The 17832-nt window shown below is 45.4% G+C and carries 14 protein-coding genes; 6 read left to right on the plus strand and 8 right to left on the minus strand.

What is annotated here, in order from left to right; translation table 11 throughout:
• Positions 1-235 precede the first annotated feature (235 nt).
• The gene (locus MASE_RS03425; protein ID WP_014948360.1) at positions 236-958 is read left to right on the plus strand and encodes a YebC/PmpR family DNA-binding transcriptional regulator; all 723 of its coding nucleotides are present in this window, start codon (positions 236-238) and stop codon (positions 956-958) included.
• Positions 959-1043: 85 nt separating this feature from the next.
• On the opposite strand, the gene MASE_RS03430 is transcribed toward MASE_RS03425, so the two are convergent.
• On the minus strand, positions 1044-1277 hold the full coding sequence (locus MASE_RS03430; protein WP_014948361.1) for a hypothetical protein: 234 nt from the start codon (positions 1275-1277) through the stop codon (positions 1044-1046).
• 365 nt (positions 1278-1642) lie between these two features.
• On the opposite strand from MASE_RS03430, the gene MASE_RS03435 reads away from it, so the two are divergent.
• Entirely contained in the window at positions 1643-2251 is a 609-nt protein-coding gene (locus MASE_RS03435) for a hypothetical protein (RefSeq protein ID WP_014948362.1), read from the plus strand.
• Complete coding sequence (locus MASE_RS20470; protein WP_080589174.1) at positions 2247-2618, plus strand: protein NO VEIN domain-containing protein; 372 nt, start codon at positions 2247-2249, stop codon at positions 2616-2618. Before MASE_RS03435 ends, MASE_RS20470 begins: the two co-directional genes overlap by 5 nt.
• Before the next feature lie 190 nt (positions 2619-2808).
• Here the strand turns inward: MASE_RS20470 and MASE_RS03445 are convergent, their stop codons facing one another.
• Positions 2809-3240, minus strand: coding sequence for a group I truncated hemoglobin (locus tag MASE_RS03445; RefSeq protein WP_014948363.1), 432 nt, complete (start codon positions 3238-3240; stop codon positions 2809-2811).
• Between the two features lie 12 nt (positions 3241-3252).
• Complete coding sequence (locus MASE_RS03450) at positions 3253-4200, minus strand: DUF3034 family protein (RefSeq protein WP_014948364.1); 948 nt, start codon at positions 4198-4200, stop codon at positions 3253-3255.
• A gap of 273 nt (positions 4201-4473) precedes the next feature.
• Here MASE_RS03450 and MASE_RS03455 point away from each other — a divergent pair, with 273 nt between their 5' ends.
• Positions 4474-5130 (plus strand): NAD(P)H-dependent oxidoreductase, encoded by a 657-nt coding sequence (locus MASE_RS03455; RefSeq protein ID WP_014948365.1) that lies wholly within the window; start codon positions 4474-4476, stop codon positions 5128-5130.
• 153 nt (positions 5131-5283) lie between these two features.
• Here MASE_RS03455 and MASE_RS03460 read toward each other — a convergent pair whose 3' ends face one another.
• The 5 genes from MASE_RS03460 to MASE_RS03480 are packed head-to-tail and all read right to left on the minus strand — an operon-like array spanning position 5284 to position 14479.
• The gene (locus MASE_RS03460; protein WP_014948366.1) at positions 5284-6204 is read right to left on the minus strand and encodes an alpha-E domain-containing protein; all 921 of its coding nucleotides are present in this window, start codon (positions 6202-6204) and stop codon (positions 5284-5286) included.
• Between the two features lie 11 nt (positions 6205-6215).
• Positions 6216-7691, minus strand: a complete 1476-nt coding sequence (locus tag MASE_RS03465; protein WP_014948367.1) for a circularly permuted type 2 ATP-grasp protein — start codon at positions 7689-7691, stop codon at positions 6216-6218.
• A 10-nt stretch (positions 7692-7701) separates the two neighbouring features.
• Entirely contained in the window at positions 7702-8580 is an 879-nt protein-coding gene (locus MASE_RS03470; RefSeq protein WP_014948368.1) for a transglutaminase family protein, read from the minus strand.
• Entirely contained in the window at positions 8577-11159 is a 2583-nt protein-coding gene (locus MASE_RS03475; protein ID WP_014948369.1) for a circularly permuted type 2 ATP-grasp protein, read from the minus strand. Before MASE_RS03475 ends, MASE_RS03470 begins: the two co-directional genes overlap by 4 nt.
• Before the next feature lie 20 nt (positions 11160-11179).
• Positions 11180-14479: a transglutaminase family protein gene (locus MASE_RS03480; RefSeq protein WP_014975735.1), complete on the minus strand. Its 3300-nt coding sequence runs from the start codon at positions 14477-14479 to the stop codon at positions 11180-11182.
• A gap of 288 nt (positions 14480-14767) precedes the next feature.
• Here MASE_RS03480 and MASE_RS03485 point away from each other — a divergent pair, with 288 nt between their 5' ends.
• Both MASE_RS03485 and secD read left to right on the plus strand, forming a co-directional pair.
• On the plus strand, positions 14768-15082 hold the full coding sequence (locus MASE_RS03485) for a hypothetical protein (protein WP_231513040.1): 315 nt from the start codon (positions 14768-14770) through the stop codon (positions 15080-15082).
• An 85-nt stretch (positions 15083-15167) separates the two neighbouring features.
• On the plus strand, positions 15168-17735 hold the full coding sequence (secD, locus tag MASE_RS03490; RefSeq protein ID WP_014948372.1) for a protein translocase subunit SecD: 2568 nt from the start codon (positions 15168-15170) through the stop codon (positions 17733-17735).
• The last annotated feature ends 97 nt before the right edge of the window (positions 17736-17832 follow it).

Here is a 17832-nt window from a genome sequence, read left to right on the forward strand (position 1 = left end):
CGAAAATTAAGGTAGAATTTCGCCCAAATTTTTTGTGTCGCTTAGCCTACCGTTATTTTGGGCAGTGTTTCGCTTGGCAATTTCTAGTACCGTCGCGTTCGACCATTTATTGAAACGTCGAGTTCGGCAATGCTACCAAGTAAGGCAGAGCGATGCGCCTGATGAACGGTCAGGCAACAGGTAGCCCGATAAAACCCAACGCAGCATTTCAAATTGCGAGAAAGAGAATTTTAAGATGGGAAGAGCATTCGAAGTTCGTAAAAACGCCATGGCAAAAACTGCCGGCCAAAAAACTAAAGTTTATTCTAAATACGGTAAAGAAATTTACGTATGTGCGAAAAATGGTGGTGCCGATCCAGACACCAACCTTTCACTTCGCCGCCTAATGGAAAAGGCGAAGAAAGACCAAGTACCAAGCCACGTTATTGAAAAAGCGATTGATAAAGCCGCTGGTGGCGCTGGCGAAGATTTCCAGCCTATGCGTTATGAAGGTTTTGGCCCAGGTAACTGCATGGTCATTGTTGACTGCTTGTCTGACAATGCAAACCGCACCATCACTGAAGTACGTAACTGCTTTACTAAAACCAACGCGAAACTTGGTGCACAGGGTGCGGTATCGCATATGTTCGATCACCAAGCGGTATTCCAGTTTGAAGGTGACGACGAAGACGCTATCCTAGAAGTGCTAATGGAAGCCGACGTAGACGTAACTGATGTTGAAGTTGAAGACGGTAAAGTTACAGTTTACGCGCCACACACTGAATTCTATCAAGTAAAAACAGCGCTAACTGAAGCCTACCCAGACATTAGCTTTATTGCAGAAGAAATGAGCTGGATGCCTCAGACCGAAACTGAGATAAGCGAAGAAGACATGCCGATGTTTGAAAAATTCATGGACATGCTTAACGACTGTGATGACGTGCAAGACGTTTACCACAACGCGATTACGCCTAACTAAGTGTTCACAGTAATTAAGTTGTTTAAAATATAATAGAAGCCCGAAATTTTGGGCTTCTAAAAAACTTTGGAAATAAATAAGCTTTTTAGCTGACGTTAGTTTCATAACAACTAATTACTCCTTGTTCATCAAGCAACAATAAAATCTCTTCTGCAAACCTTTCTAAAATGACATTCATTGTCCATTTCTTTCTACCAAATTCAGTTCCTTTGAACTGGATTGCGATTTTTAAAGTTTTATTCCTAAATGAGTTGGGCACGATAGGCTTTAATACTTCGTCAGCGTGTATAATTTTGTCAATTACTTGTTTTAACGTCACTGGTCTTTCTACAAGCTCGTTGTCATAGTATAGACTTTATGACTTACCAAGCTCGTAGATTGGAAATTTGATGACCTTTTGATATATGTTTACGCTCAATGCAATCGCAAGGCTAAGAAGGTTACTCTATGTAAGGCTTTCGACAGCACCAGAACAACTATTAGAAAAACGTAACCCTTTCCCATCTTCAGAACAGTTACTAGTCGTATAAACTAACCCATGACAGATTAGGCATAGCCTCCTTATTTCGTCAAAGTCTTGCCTATGTTTACCTAGTACAAGTTGCATACGTATCTACGTTTGAAGTTGTTAAGGAGAAAGGTCAGTGTTAATAATTAGCCGACAGTTTTTAATAGAGAGAAATTATGAATTTTTTAGCCATTAGAGTTGGTTGGATGAAAGAGTATAAGGGAGTTACGCAAAGTGACTATATTATTGGCGGTGGTAAAAACCCAGAAGAGACTGGCCGCGGTGTGGAGGTGTGTAACTTTCTGACTCATACTGACGGATACGTTTACGGTAATGTTGGAGTTAAGAGAGATAATTTACCCGGTCACAAAGTTGAATTGTCCATAAATAGGTTAGGTGCTAATGATGAGGATGATTTTATTACTGATATTCCAATATTCTTTTTTGGCGGTAAACAATTTAAAGGAATAAATGAAAACCGTTTAATTGGATACTACAAAAAAGCAATAGTGTATCGAAAATCGCAGCGGCTACCAGTAGATATGGTAACGCACGAAAAAAATCAACTAAAGTACTATCGATTTAAAGCGAAAGCTGAAGATGTCGTATTATTAAAACAAGTTGATCGGACTACTAAGTTTTCGCCCACGACCCAATCGCAATGGTGTTTTACTCCAAAGAAATATATTAACGTCGTTAAAAATTTCTCTTTTTCAAAAGGTTCCATAGAAAAAACTCTCCCAGAAAGTCTGGTAGAAAAATACACCTTATTTACAGCGTATTGAAGTTGAGCGGAAAGCTGTAGCATTAACGATAACGCATTATGAGGAGTTCGGTTATGAGTATATCAAATCCGTAGAAAGCGAAAACTGCGGTTATGATCTAGAGATAGGTAAGGGTAAAGGTAAACTATGTGTAGAAGTAAAAGGTAGAGGCCAACAATCTCCAGACATAACATTGACTCCGAACGAATATAAGTATTTTAAGGAAAGAAAGAAAAACTATCGACTCGTAATTGTTACAGGATGTATGACCGATGAACCAAAAATTTTTATTTGTAAATTTAAGGATAAGAAGTTAATTGTCATAAACAATCAAGAAATGTCAGTAGTTGGAAAGACTGTGGAATCTTTCAGGTTACAAATTAATTAATCATGGGGTGAGACTTTTCTAGATACTTTCAATAATTACAAGCTTAGTTTTTATATAATACAATATTTATAGAAAAACTCAGTAAAGTGATAGTCATGGCAACATTTTTACTTAGTACTACATAATTATAAAGTAGTTAAGTGTCTAGAGAGTTCTAGTCGATTCACTGGGCTAATAAATACACGCTTCCCTACAAGTATACCGTTTCGTATTTGATTGGCGCTAGCAGCTTGAGAATACGGTTTTCTTGCTGATAGGTTAGCCCCACATCGCGCATCGCGCCTTGGACATACTCCACCAATATGTAAAATTCACGCTCCTTAATATTGAGACCCGTGTGAGACTCCAACATTGTTTTTCCATCATATTCGCAAGGCCCGCCAATAAGCTCGCATGTTTGCAATACAAGTTGATCTCTTAAATGTTTTTTGGGAACACCTTTGAAGTAATGACCAATTACGGGGTCAGTGTAAATTCGTGTAATCGCTACACCGTATATGGTATTGAGCGTTTTATGGCCGCCAATTTCTTCATAAAGGCTTTGTTCAGGAGCGCTGGCGCATGCGGTTATCAATACGCTTAACGCAGCAATTACCATTAACCGGAAGCAGTGTCTGATCATTTCGTTCCCCTATCAAAAAGTGCTGTTTACCGTTAGATAAAATCCTGAAGAACTTTCTTGCAAAGGTAAATTGCCCAAATCCACATAGGCAGCGGTAATCGAAATAGATTTATTTGGGAAGTAGGCAATAAAGGCATCAACAACGGTGTCTTCTTCAGCTAAGCCTCCTAATCGATTGGTTTGCGTTCTAAACTCTGTGCCAATTGCTGTGGTAGGGCTAATTAATACCGCTAAAGAGCCCTCCCATTCGAGCTTAGCGCTATCGTTGTTTTCAGAACCAAATCCAAGTAAGCCAAACACATTCGCCTTTGTATATCGCGCGGTAAGATTGGTGAGTAAATTATAACCTGATGAAGTGCCTAACCACAGTTTCGTGGCTGAAAGGTAAACGTCGGTACCACTGTCGTCTTTCGCACCTAGCAGCATTGGTACGCCTACGCCGGGCAAGGGGGTCGTACCGTCGGGTAGCGAAAGAGAGCTGTCGTAGTCTCTGTTTTTCTTGTATTGTGCGCCGATGGATACTTGGGGTATCCATGAGTTTTGAGTAAAGACGCCATCGCCAAGAACCTTAACTTTTGCACCGATTATATCTTGCTCAATGGTGGTGCTGTTGGCGTTTGTAATAGCACCTTCTGTGAGTAACGCGAAAACGTTGCTTGTTAACCCTGAAGCAATATCGAGGCGCTGTCGCTGCACGCTAAGCTCTATACGGTCAAACAAACTAACACTTGCCCCTGCTGTTGTAAGGGAATAATCGCTTAGGCTTAAGTACTGAATATTTGCCGAATAACTGACCTCTTCTTTACTCGCGTATCCGCCAATAAATGCCCAAGGCGTAATGCCGCCACCCGCAGTGCCTTCGAAACCTGTAATACCACCAGATGCAATTAAGCGAGATCCACTGTCTGCGAGTACGGGAGAAGATGCGAGAAAAAGAGGGAGGAGCAAATGCCTAATCATAAGGTAAGCCTAATGTTTTTAAATGGTTTTTTGTAATTCTATTAATCAGCATAGCGCCTATCCCATGAATTGTGAAATGCACGCTGCTGGCGATACTAGCTATTATCGAATTTTTATTATCAAAAAATATTTGAAACTGATTCGTTTTTTATAGGGCTTATCATTGAAAAGCCGAATCTATACCATACACGCCATATTCATTGAGTACTTTAATTTTCTGTTCGCAGCATTCATGCGTGAACAACAAATAGCAGACGTATTGAGGAGTTAGTTGTGTCTCATCCAATTATTGAAGATTTAAATAAGCGTTACACGGTTAAACAGTACGATGCGAATAAACGCATTTCAGCTGATGATCTGGCGACAATTCTTGAGGCGTTGAGATTATCAGCGTCTTCAATCAACTCTCAGCCATGGAAATTTGTGGTTGTTGAAAGTGATGAAGCCAAGCAGCGTTTACACGAAAGCTTTGCCAACAAGCATCAGTTCAATCAGCATCACGCTAAAGAAGCATCGCATACTATTCTGTTTGCTTATGATCCTAAATTTACGAAAGAGAAATTTGTAAAGCGTGTCGATGCAGAAGTATCGTCTGGTCATTTACCCGAAGATATGCGTGAAAACTTCATGGGCGCTTACGCATTTGCTGAAGCGAACACCGATGAGAACGGTAACAACGCGGCTTGGACCAAAGCGCAAGTTTATCTAGCGCTAGGCAATGTTCTTCACACGCTGGCGCGTTTAGGCATAGCGTCTACGCCGATGGAAGGTGTTGACGCCGAATTGCTTGGCGAACAGTTTAAAGATGAGCTAGACGGCCACGTTTGCGAAGTGGCACTTGCCATGGGCTACCCAGATACAGAGCAAGATTGGAACCATGGTTTACCGAAAGCGCGCCTTGCAAAAGAAGATGTGATCGCGGTTGTGTAATACCTGACAACACAAGCTTGCTATGAATATAACAAAGCCCGCTTAGCGCGGGCTTTGTTTTGTTTTCTTACTTTTATGTTCTGGCTTCCATTTCCTGTGTTCACTTATAACTTCTTTTGCTTTGCGCACCGACAGACGCGGAAAAAACGCGCACTAATGTAAGAAGTATTGCTCTGCGAGTTGTTGATGAATGTCGGCAAAATCAATTTGAAGCTCGTCGATATAGTTGTGAAGCGCTCGTCCTCGAAGTGTCGCAACTGGCTGCTTTTCTAAATCACTAATACTGTGGTCAATTCGCTCTATCATCGCTTCATTGTCGGGCAAGTTGAGGAACAAACTCTTTAGTTTGTTCAAGCAGAACAACACACTTCGCGGAAACTCCTTGCTATGTAGCATAAATAACAACACATCGCCCGGACGTATGCGAACGCCCATTTTCTGGCGATACATTTGGTAGCCGCTCAGGCTTCTAAGTACGCTCATCCATAAGATGTTTTCGAATGGCAGGTCACTCATGTCTTCGGTAAGGGTCGATGAGCGAACGTCAATTATCCTTGATGTCATATCAGCCCGCTCCAATGCCGCACCAAAGCGCCAGAAGAAATAGCCTTCATCGTGGCTCATGCTGGCATCCATGGTTCCAAACATTAGTAAACACTGATTGATTACCTGTTTTAAACTTGCAAAGCGCCCGCGTTTACTTAGAAAGCTTGTACTGTTCTCTTTTACCGATAAGTGAAGTGCGTTCAGCGTTTCCCACACTTCTCTTGGAATAACGTCTCTGATTGTGCGCGCATTATCTCTTGCGTATTGAAGGGAATTTAATATGGAAGACGGATTGCGTGTGTCTACCGTAAGAAACTTAACGACATTCTTCTCGCTGTATTCATTATAAATGGCCTCAAATGGCTCGCGATTTCCCGTTATGTCTAGCAATGGCTCCCAGCCTGGCGAAAACCCTTTGGGTAAGTCCATCAGCAGGAGGTTGTTAACATTGATCAAGCGAGCGAGATTTTCAGCCCTTTCAACGTAGCGCGCCGTCCAATAAAGCGTTTCAGCAACTCGTGATAACATGTCAGTCCCTCCTAATCCACAATCCAAGTATCTTTACTACCACCGCCTTGTGATGAATTGACCACGAGGGAACCTTTAACAAGGGCAACCCTAGTGAGGCCTCCCGTTGTGACATAGGTGTGAGTACCTGATGAAAGGATGAAAGGGCGAAGATCCACATGTCGCCCTTCAATTGTAGAACCGTCAATAGTGGGGACGGTAGACAAATTCAAGGTAGGCTGTGCTATCCAGTTTCTGGGGTCAGCCTTTATTTGAGCAAGGGTTTCTTGCTGCTGCTTTTTGGTTGATTTCGGTCCAATCAGCAAGCCGTAGCCTCCCGATTCATTGGCAGGCTTTATTACAAGTTTGTCGATATTGGCTTCAACATATTTGAAGTCTTCGGGCTCATAACAACGGTAGGTCTCTACGTTAGGCAGCTTAATCTCTTCATCCAAATAATAGCGAATCATGTCAGGCACATAGGTGTACACCACTTTATCGTCTGCCACGCCAGCCCCCGGCGCGTTGATCAGCGTTACCTTGCCTTTACTCCACGCTCGCATTAGCCCGGGAACGCCCAGCATCGAATCAGGGTTAAACGCTTCTGGGTCTAAAAACATATCGTCAATACGGCGGTAGATAACGTCCACTCTGCGTAGGCCCTTAATCGTCTTCATATATACGCAGTCGTCTTTTTCTACGGTTAGATCTCGACCTTCTACTAGCTCACACCCCATTTCCTGAGCAAGATAGCAGTGTTCAAAGTAGGCAGAGTTGTAGATACCGGGTGTAAGTACCACAACTTCAGGTTTATCCTGAGGACGCGGTGATAGACTCGACAACATGTCGAACAGCTGTGAGGGATAGTCGTTTACGGGAAGAATATCCATTTTCTCGAACATGTCTGGAAAGACACGCTTCAGCACTGAGCGGTTTTCTAACATGTAAGACACGCCAGAAGGTACGCGCAGGTTGTCTTCCAGTACGTAAATGGTGCCGTCGCTATCTCGCACTAAATCAGAGCCGCAGATATGTGCCCAGATACCGTTTGGGGGAGAAACACCCACGCACTGCTTTCTAAAGTTCACGGACTTGTCGAGAAGCGCTTTAGGAAAAACGCCATCTTTAATAATCTTCTGATCGTGATACAGATCGTCGATGAACATATTAAGGGCTTTTACGCGCTGTTTAAGCCCTTCTTCTACGCGTTGCCATTCTTTATTTGGGATAATGCGAGGAATGATATCGATGGGCCACGCTCGGTCTATTGAGCTTCCTTCACCATAAACCGTGAAGGTAATACCCATTTCTTTCACCACCAACTCGGCGGCGTCTTGCGCGTTTTTTAACTCTTCTTCACTTAATTGCGACAAATAATCCATTAACGGCGCACCGTGAGGGCGGGGTTTTCCATTTTTATCTATCAGTTCATCGTAAAACTCGGAAAAATTGCAGTGTTCCAGACTCACAGCTTTCGATAACGTCTGACTTTGTTTTTGACTACTCAAACTACGCTCCTTATTGTCCGCGATTCATATCCACTGAAACGTCTAAAACCTGATTTCCACCACCAAACATAATGCCTTTAAGCGGTGTGATATCTGCAAAATCTCGTCCGACAGCTAACGTAACGTGCTGGTCGTAGGGTTTCAAATTGTTGGTCGGGTCGTAATCAATCCAACCAGAGCCCGGTACAAAAAGCGCAACCCAAGCGTGGGTGGCGTCTGCACCAGTAAGCTTTTCCTGACCCGGTGGTGGAATCGTTTCGATATATCCACTTACATAGCGCGCCGCCAAACCAATACTGCGTAAGCAAGTAAGTGTTAGGTGGGCATAGTCCTGACATACGCCCCGCTTGTGCTCAAACACGTGGCTTACTGGGGTGTTAATCGTCGAGAAGGACGGGTCAAAGGTAAAATCGTTAAAAATGCGGTTCATTAAGTCGTCGCACGACTCTACGATAGAGCGGCCAGGCGTAAACGACATCAAGGTATAGTCTAAAATCGCTTTATTGGCCTGCGTTAAGCGAGTAGGAATACTGAAAAACTGCGCTGCCAACATGCTCTGATCTACTGGGTAGCGGATTTGATCTCTCACGCTTTCCCATTGTGTATTGTGCGCAAACAGACCTTGTAATGGTGCTCCTTGAATTTCAACTTCACTGGTTGCGATGACCTGCATTTCTTCATGCAAAGTGGGTATTTCAAACACCGTTACCGTGTTGTCGAAGTAGTCTTTAAACTCTGCCTGATAGTCAGGTTCAGGCACAATGGTGACACTGGCGCTAATCCTCTTTTGATTAAAGGTGTTTAGCGGTATTAGGCGGGCATGGTTTTGTGTCAGGCTCACCTTGTCGGAATACTTGTAGGTAGTGACGTGACGAATGGTGTACTTCATTTTTTCACCTCACTGTCATTCGGACTACTGGCATCAGGCGCACTAGCTAACGGAGCTGTCGCTTCCTCATCTATTGGTTTTTCGACGACCTGTACAGACGCGGTGCCAATGCCGGACCAGTGCAGTTGTGACGCAGGCTTAGTGTGGCTGAAGTATTGAGTTTGCATCATTTCGCTAAATTTCTGCAGTTGTGATGTCACGCTTTTTAGTAAAGACACTAAGCCCGAAGGTGCTTGATTAGTGTTGATATTTAAGGTCTGTCTGTCAGCCAGCGCGAAGCTTGCTTTTAACTGCAACAGAATTTTCTCTGTGGTACTTAAAAAACCGGGCTTGGCGCTTACCGGCAAGCTTTCGCAAAGCTCGGTAATTTTTTGGATTTGATGAGCTAATGAGCGTGGGTACTCGGCATCTAAAAGCAATAGCTCTAATCCCGTTTCGATACTTTGAAACGCACGGTATCGACGCCTGTGGGTAATAGCGCTCACTTGCGCCACCAACACGATTTCCAGCACGTTTTGTTGCTCAGCCTCGGGCAGAGGGAATTGCAGCAGATTTTGCACCATAGACACAAGCTGTTTACTGCGCTCTAACCGTCGTCCAATTTCTATCATAAAGGCGCCATTACTTTTAGACAGGCTGTCTTGAATAGAGCCGTTAAACGCCATGGTAAGCCCAATTAATTTATCGAGTGTACTTTGTAATCTGTGCGTCGGCGTCTGCTCGGTAATGGTACTAAATTCGTGATGTTCCTCTTCTAGGCTTTCGATAATGCGCAAGCTGTCATAAGAAAGTAGCTCTCTCACTTGCAGCGCGCTTTGCACCACCATATTAATGCTACTGTAAAGGCCGCCGGCGAAGGAGTTATCGTTAATTAGCGATATCACTAATTCTTTGAATCCTCCTTCGTTGACGGTTATTTTCGCTGCGTCTGGTGTAAGGTAAGGGTAAATTAATGCCTGCTGTTCTAACCCAGATTTAAATCGTAGCAGGGCATTTCTGTGCGCCTCATCGGGATAAATGGCAAGCTCAGTGAATTTGTCTATAAATACCCTGACCAACCGAATCACGTTTTCACTTCGCTCTACGGCGCAGCCCAACCAAAATAGGTTTTCCGCCGTTCTGCTAGGCAGTAGCCCCTCGACTAGCGCTAAGTCTGCATCTGATTGCAGTGATTTGGGAATAGAAGGCGCACGCTCTTGTGGCGGACCTATGGTTTCAACCCACGTGTCCTTTATTTCTGTTTTGCCATCGGTGCGCGCTGCCTTGGGCGTAAAACACATGGCTGAGGGGAGAATAAAAACTTGCCCTTGTGAGTACAACGCATAGCAACGCATAATGACTGGCTTACTTACCAGCCCTTTATCGTGCCAAAATGGCGTATGCGAAAGATTCACTTTTTTTCGCCAGAATAGGTCGGTTAACGCTACCGTTTGTAGTGTATTTGCAATAGCGTCAGCGTCTTTTTCACCGTCGTATTTTAATTCAGGGTCAACATAACTTAATAACTCATATCCCGACCAATCGCTTTGCGTAAGGTTTTCTGCGGGAAAGGTTTCTTGTTGGCGAAGCAGTAAAGATTCACCATTAAAAAACTCAGCGGCCCTATGCAAGTTGTTTTTGATGGCAGGAATTTGAATAGCGCCATTGCCCAAGGGGTTGAGCAATACCACGTTCTGAGTTCGGACTGCATGAATAAGCCCGGGAATCCCGAACGCTGAGTAGTCAACTTGCTCCAGTGAATCTAAGAATCTGTCCTCAATCCAGCGCAAAATGACATCAACTTTTCGTAATCCGTCTAAAGCTTTAAGCCAGACTTGTCCTTTCCTCACCGTTAAATCAGCGCTTCTTACCAGGGTGTACCCCATGTAAGTGGCAAGATAGGCTTGCTCAGAATAATACTGATCGTCTGGACCTCTGCACAAAATAACAATGCGCGGGTCATTAATCGCAGCGGTTTCCTGGTCAATAGCATGCTGAAATTGCTCAAAAAAGCCTGCTATTCGCTGCACACCACATTCAGCAAACTCCTCACTCATTACCCTTCTTGCCACAATCCTGTTTTCCAGCAGCAGTCCAAGACCGCGAGGGAACTGGCAGTGATCGTTCAGCATGAAATACTCGCCGTTTACATCTTGGGCTATGTCAAACGCGCTTAGAAATACACCGTTGTTTAACGAGGAAAGCGTGTGGCTCTCGGCAAGATAGTAAGGATGACGCATCAAGTGGTCTGTAGAGAAAACGCCGTTGGTTAGCGTTTGCCTGTCTGAGTTAAGGTCTAATAGCACTTTATTGAGCAGTAAGACTCGCTGTTCAATGCCGCGGCTGAGCATTTCCCAGTCTTGGCTTGAAATGAGCATAGGCAAGGGATCTAGCTGCCAATTCTGGTGTTCATCGATATCCGCAAAACCACTGTTTCGCATTAGTCGGCGAATTTCATTTGCTCTAAAGGACAGCTCGTCACTGTTAAGGCCTGACAAACGAGAAAATAACGTATTGAGCAGACGTTTGCTCTCATCCGCAGCAGTGCTCGAATTGATATAGCTGCTAAGCCATTCTGGCATGGTGAAATCTTCACTCATAAAATCGATTGTCACTTAAACTATAGTGTAGGAGGCCGGCGCAAATCCAGCGTATTTGGATATTCTTCATTCTCGGCTTCTTCCAAAGGTAAATCAAAATCACCGCGACCTTCATGGTCAACCACATACTGTGTAGCAAAGTGAGGCGACCACTCAGGCATGGAAGGCGATGCCACCGACGGGGTATGACCGTGATCCCAGAATCTGGCAATACGCCTTCCTTCAGCCTCAAAAGCGTTGACCGGCATAGTAGAGAAATTGCGCCCGCCCGGGTGACTAACATGATAGGTAAATCCGCCTAAAGAGCGGCCCGCCCAGCTGTCGTAAACATCAAAGACCAACGGCGCGTGCACGCCAATGGTCGGGTGAAGCGCCGATGCAGGGTGCCACGCTCTAAAGCGAATTCCGGCTACATGTTCTCCGCGAATATTGGTGGGTTTTAACGGTAATCTGCGGCCGTTACACGACACTATGTAACGGTCTGTATGCATGTTTGAAACAGTGAGCTGGACGCGTTCAAGTGAGCTGTCAACATAACGCGCAGTTCCGCTGCCTGTCGCTTCTTCACCCAATACATGCCATGGCTCAATAGCGCTAAAGAGATCTAGCTTAATTTGACCGACTTCACGGCTACCGCAGCGAGGGAATCGAAACTCAAAAAACGGATCGAACCATTCAAGCTTAATGGGAAAGCCTGCTGCGTTTAGGTCGCTACATACTTCAGCGATGTCTTGCCGAACGTAATGGGGCAGCATAAAACGATCGTGAAGCTCTGTGCCCCACCGCACCAGTTTCTTCTTGTATGGTTGTTTCCAAAACCACGCTAGCAGCGTGCGCAGAAGAAGCATTTGCATCAAACTCATTCTGGCGTGAGGAGGCATTTCAAAACCGCGAAACTCTACAATGCCCAATCGCCCCGTGGGCGAGTCGGGGTTGAATAGTTTATCGATACAAAACTCTGCACGATGGGTATTCCCTGTCAGGTCAGTCAGCAAGTGCCGAAGGAGGCGGTCAACCAACCAAGGTGAGGGAACTTCGCTATCGGGAATTTGAGAGAATGCAATTTCCAGTTCGTACAGCCTTTCATCCCGCGCTTCATCGACACGAGGCGCTTGGCTAGTCGGGCCGATGAACAGGCTCGAAAACAAATAGGAAAGCCCAGGGTGATGCTGCCAATAGGTAATAAAGCTTCGCAGAATGTCTGGACGCTTTAAAAACGGGCTCTCTAACGGTGTCGGCCCACCCATTGTCACGTGATTTCCACCTCCTGTGCCGGCGTGCCGTCCATCAAGCATGAATTTTTCTGTACCGAGTCGACATGACTTGGCCATGGCATAAAGGGCATGGGTATTTTTTACCAGAGTATGCCAATCGGATGCAGGGTGAACATTGACCTCGATAACACCGGGGTCGGGGGTAACCGCAAACTTTTCAACGCGACTGTCGTAGGGCGGAGTATAGCCTTCTAATATCACGGGAATATCAAGTTTATCAGCGATGGACTCAATAGCGTTCAGCAGCAGCGCATAATGTTCAAAGTGGCTTACAGGCGGCATAAATACGCATAACTTTCCGTCGCGCACTTCTAAACAAAGGGCGGTTAATACTGACTTTTCACTAATATACCCTTTGTGAGACGTTGGGGATGAGAGCGTGCCGGTCATGTCAGCAGGATCCCGTTCTGCTAGCGCATCTGGACTACCTAAGCTACTCAACGGCAGCCGATAACCTAATGGAGAGTCGCCCGGTAACAAGAAGCAGTGTCCTCGTTTAAACGACCATACGCTACTTTGCCATCCGTCAAAAACCGTGTCGTAGGCGAGGGGAATAATAAAGCCCACGGGTGTATCTAAACCCTGTTCCAACTTGGCTAAAAAGCCTTTGCGGGTCATTGCGTGAAGCAGTTCTGGGGCGTCGGGTGACGGGTCTTGCGGAAGGTTACCCTCTTGCCATAAATGATACAGCACGTCTTCATAAGCGGTGACAACAACCTTTTCACTTAAACCCAACGCCGTGGCTAGTTGAGTAGCAAATGTTTGCGCTTCGTTTTGTGAGAAAGAATAGGTGGCGTTGTTGTCAGCAAGTAGTGCTTGATTATGCCAGATAGGCGTTCCGTCTTTACGCCAGTAACAGGCATATTGCCAGCGAGGTAATGGCTCTCCGGGATACCACTTACCCTGTCCATAATGGCGAAAGCCACTATTACTAAAGCTTTCCACCATTTTCATGAAAAGCGTGTGCGCTAAAATGCGTTTCTCCTTGCCGTCGGCGGCGGTATTCCACTGTTCGCTTTCCATATCATCAATGGAAATAAACGTGGGTTCGCCGCCCATGGTGAGGGTTATCCCTGCATTAACTAAGTCTTTGTCTATTTGGCCTCCAAGCCTATCGATAGCGGCCCACTGGGCATCGCTGTAAGGCTTGGTTACACGGGGCGGTTCGTGTAAACGTTGTACGTTGTTGTAGAAGCTAAACGTTGATTCACATTGATCGATGGCACCGGTAACCGGCGCTGCCGACAGTGGTTCGGGGGTACACGCCAATGGAATGTGCCCTTCACCTGCGAAAAGCCCAGACGTAGGGTCAAGGCCAATCCATCCCGCTCCGGGAACATATACCTCACACCATGCGTGCAGGTCGGTAAAGTCTTTTTCCGGGCCACTGGGGCCATCAAGAGACTTTTCATCACTTGCCAATTGAACCAGGTAGCCGGAAACAAAGCGCGATGCCAGCCCTAAATGCCGAAATAGCTGAACCAATAGCCAAGCCGAGTCACGACACGAGCCGCCTTTTTTCTGCAGAGTTTCGTCGATACTCTGGACTCCGGGCTCCATGCGCACACCGTATTCAATCAGGTCGTATACGGCGCGGTTTACACCCACTAAGAAATCTACGGTAGCAACAGGCTCTTTAGGCTGCTGATTGTCAATTAACTGCTGAAACAAAGACGATGCATCTTCTGTCTCAAGGTAGGGTGTTAAGTCTCTCGCCAGCCGTTTTTCGTACGAAAACGGAAAGGTTTCAGCGTAAGACTCTAAAAAGAAGTCAAAGGGGTTAATAACCGTCAGTTCGGCAACAAGGTCTACGGTGAACCAGAACTTTTTAGTCTTCTCAGGAAATACTACGCGTGCAAGGTAGTTACCAAACGGGTCTTGCTGCCAATTGATAAAATGATTCTCAGGATAGACTTTTAAAGAGTAACTTTTTATTGGTGTTCGACTATGCGGAGCAGGGCGAAGGCGGAAAGTATGCGGTGACATACTGATACTTCTATCGTAGTGGTATTCAGTATGATGTGTGATCCCTACAGTGATTGTCATGCTATGGCTCCATTGCCAATTGATATACAAACAGCACAAAAAATCACCTTATATCCAAGTGAGTAAACTTACAAGAAGAAGCGATGGGCAGAAATGTAAAACCCAAAAATTATGTGCTTCAACGGTAATCTCGTTACTCACGATATTGAATAATGTATACTCACCCCAATATATGCGCTATAAAACAGCGCGTGTTTTAAGCGCGACTTTTCCTTCACAGATAGACAATTCACTACTTTGAGAGCACTAAACTTTCGCCACGGGTTTTCATCCTACATGCCGCTTTTCATGGCATGGGTACTCTCGTGCCTCATCCTTAGTGCAAGCTTCCAAAGTGGTCAAATTAATAATGAAGTTGAAGTAAGTCAGCAGTCACCACTTGCCCAATTTAACTACGCGGGCAAAAGCTATTCGTTACGGTTTACCGGCACTAAGCTAGAAAACAGTGACGATCAAGGCGATGGACCTGAGGCAATTGTTGAATTGACCTTGGGGTTTATTGCTCTGGCTATTGTGTCGTGTTTGGGTATGGCAAATGTTGTACCCCGTGCTCGCAAACACTACCGCCAACCTTCTCGCGGCCCACCTTTATCCCTGAGCTAATTCTCTTTTTGCCTTAATGCGCTAGCACGTTCGCTTAGCTGCAAATTAAGGCGCTTCAAAAAATTAAATTATTCAGGATTTTAAAATGGCACGATTTTCATTTCGTGGCTTTGTGTATGTGCTCATCGTTATGCTCGGTTTACTGAGCGCTGCGCCCAACATATTGCCACAATCAATTAAACAGCAGTTACCTACGTGGTACACCACTTCCACACTATCTTTAGGCTTAGATTTGCAAGGTGGTTCGCATCTGCTATTAGCCGCAGACACCAACGCCTTGTTTGAAAAGCAACTCAACAGCTTTTCGAGCGACTTACTTAGCGAATTGCGCAGTCAAAACGTGCGCTATACAAAAACGTCTCATTCACTCACTCATAAAGATAGTCGTTCTGGAAGTGTCGTCTTTACATTGCGTAGTGCAGATGATGCGAGAAAGGTAAAAGACACCGCATATCAAATTTCCGCTCAGCCAAATGGTTCAAGTGCACTTGATGTAGAGATAAAGCAAAGCACCGTTACCCTTACGCTTAACGAGCTATACACCGAACAACTGGTTAAAGACACGTTAAGCCGAAGTGTTGAAGTAGTTCGAAAGCGTTTGAACGAAACGGGGCTTACTGAGCCTAGTGTTACGCTACAAGGTAAAGACGCCATTTTAGTTCAGATGCCGGGTATGTCTGACCCCACTCAAGTTAAAAAATTATTGGGCACTACCGCACAAATGACTTTTCACTGGGCCGCGAACAGCCAGTCTGAGCAGGTAATGAATAAGCAAGATGCGGCGGGTAATACCTATCGCTTAGAGCAAAAAGTGGCGCTAGAAGGTGAGCATATTACTGATGCGGCAGGTGTCTTAAGTAGTGAAAATGGCCAGCCAGTAGTGACGTTCCGATTAGACAGCGCAGGTGCCAAGCAGTTTGCCACTATGACACGTGACAACATCGGCCGTGTGCTTGCTATCGTCCTTGACGACAAAGTGGTTACAGCCCCCGTCATAAATAGCGTGATTCCGGGTGGTCGTGGTGAAATAACCGGTAACTTTACATTGCCCGAGGCGGGCAACACTGCACTAATGCTTCGCACAGGTGCGCTACCTGTGCCACTTACCATTATAGAAGAACGCACGGTGGGGCCTGATTTAGGCAGCGATGCAATTCAAACCGGAGTGGAAAGCGGTGTGGCAGGTGCGTTACTGGTATTGGCATTCATGGTAGCGATTTACGGCAGGTGGGGCGCTATCGCAAGTTTTGCTCTTTGTATCAATATGGCGTTGGTGTTTGGCGCATTAACCCTGTTTGGCGCAACCCTGACGTTACCGGGCATAGCAGGTTTGATCCTAACCATGGGCATGGCAGTCGATGCGAACATTTTGATTAATGAACGTATTCGTGAAGAAAGTAAAAAAGGTCGTCCGGCAGCCAGTGCAATAGAAGTGGGTTTTGATAAAGCGTTCGCGACTATTGTGGATTCAAACTTCACCACACTAATAGCGGTAAGCTTGTTGTTTATGTTTGGTAGCGGCCCTATTAAAGGGTTTGCAATTACAATTGCCCTTGGTCTGGTGTCTTCGGTATTTACTGCTGTAGCCCTAACTAAAATGTTAATGCTAAGAGTGGTTAAGTCGAAGCACAAGAATACGCAAGATCGCGCGCAGCAGCGCGTTCCTTTGCGCTTTTCATCACCGCTTTTGCGGTTAAGCGATAAGCTAAGCGGTATTAATTTTCTGGCAAAGCGTAAAATTGCACTCGCTGTTTCGGTAGTGCTAACAGTGCTTTCAATCGGCTTGTTTGCTAAGCCTGGCTTACATTATGGCGTCGACTTTACCGGTGGCACCATGATTGAGTTGACCGCACCAACCCTTACTACCGATGAGCTAAGGAATGTGATTGAAAGCAATGGCTTTGATCAGGTAGCAATTCAAGAATATGGCAGTGAACATCACTATTTATTGCGAGCCCCTGTTCTAGATAGCAGTGGCGAGCTTGAAAATAGCAACGCAAAGCAGACTGACGCACTAAAGCGTGCGATTTCGCAGGCCGACAGTGAGGTAAGTTTTGATAAAATTGATATGGTTGGACCCAAAGTCAGCGGAGGCTTTGCCGAGCTATCCATTCTAGCATTGCTTATCGCAGGTGGCGGCATGTTGGTGTATCTGTGGGCACGCTTTGAAGCGCATTTTGCGAGCGCAGCGCTGCTAACCGTGATACTCGATTTAACCAAAACCATAGGCTTTTTCGCGCTTACGGGTATCGAATTTAACTTAACGGCTGTCGCAGCACTATTGGCGCTCATTGGTTACTCTATAAACGATAAGGTTGTGGTGCTTGATCGCATCCGTGAATTATTGCGTTTAGACCCAAACAAGCCATTGGCAGATACCATTAATGAGGCCGTGAACAGCACGTTAAGCCGCACGGTATTCACTTCCGTTACCACGCTGTTGGCATTGTTACCGATGGCTATTTTTGGCGGTGATGCCGTAGAAAGTTTTGCAGTCCCTATGGTTTTTGCTGTCGTGATTGGCACGTCATCGACCTTGTTTATCACCTCTACGCTGTTGTATTTGTTGGGCAGTAGAAGAGAGAAACAAGGTAAAGCGCAGTTAAAGCCTACTGCAGAAGAGATTAAGGCTTCGTTGTCGCACATCCCTTAGGCGGCACAAGTTCCTTAACCCCAATACCTCAGCGTGCTTTTGTACCTCAATACATTGGTGCAAAAACGCGGTAAGGTAGCAGTATTAACAGGAACCC

Source organism: Alteromonas macleodii ATCC 27126 (assembly GCF_000172635.2).
In the GTDB taxonomy this organism is placed as follows: Bacteria; Pseudomonadota; Gammaproteobacteria; order Enterobacterales; family Alteromonadaceae; genus Alteromonas; species Alteromonas macleodii.

Coding starts and splice junctions, on each gene's coding strand:
- MASE_RS03425 (WP_014948360.1), top strand. CDS start 236: ATGGGAAGAGCATTCGAAGTTCGTAAAAACGCCATGGCAAAAACTGCC.
- MASE_RS03435 (WP_014948362.1), top strand. CDS start 1,643: ATGAATTTTTTAGCCATTAGAGTTGGTTGGATGAAAGAGTATAAGGGA.
- MASE_RS03445 (WP_014948363.1), bottom strand. CDS start 3,240: ATGATCAGACACTGCTTCCGGTTAATGGTAATTGCTGCGTTAAGCGTA.
- MASE_RS03450 (WP_014948364.1), bottom strand. CDS start 4,200: ATGATTAGGCATTTGCTCCTCCCTCTTTTTCTCGCATCTTCTCCCGTA.
- MASE_RS03460 (WP_014948366.1), bottom strand. CDS start 6,204: ATGTTATCACGAGTTGCTGAAACGCTTTATTGGACGGCGCGCTACGTT.
- MASE_RS03470 (WP_014948368.1), bottom strand. CDS start 8,580: ATGAAGTACACCATTCGTCACGTCACTACCTACAAGTATTCCGACAAG.
- MASE_RS03475 (WP_014948369.1), bottom strand. CDS start 11,159: ATGAGTGAAGATTTCACCATGCCAGAATGGCTTAGCAGCTATATCAAT.
- MASE_RS03480 (WP_014975735.1), bottom strand. CDS start 14,479: ATGACAATCACTGTAGGGATCACACATCATACTGAATACCACTACGAT.
- MASE_RS03485 (WP_231513040.1), top strand. CDS start 14,768: ATGGCATGGGTACTCTCGTGCCTCATCCTTAGTGCAAGCTTCCAAAGT.
- secD (WP_014948372.1), top strand. CDS start 15,168: ATGGCACGATTTTCATTTCGTGGCTTTGTGTATGTGCTCATCGTTATG.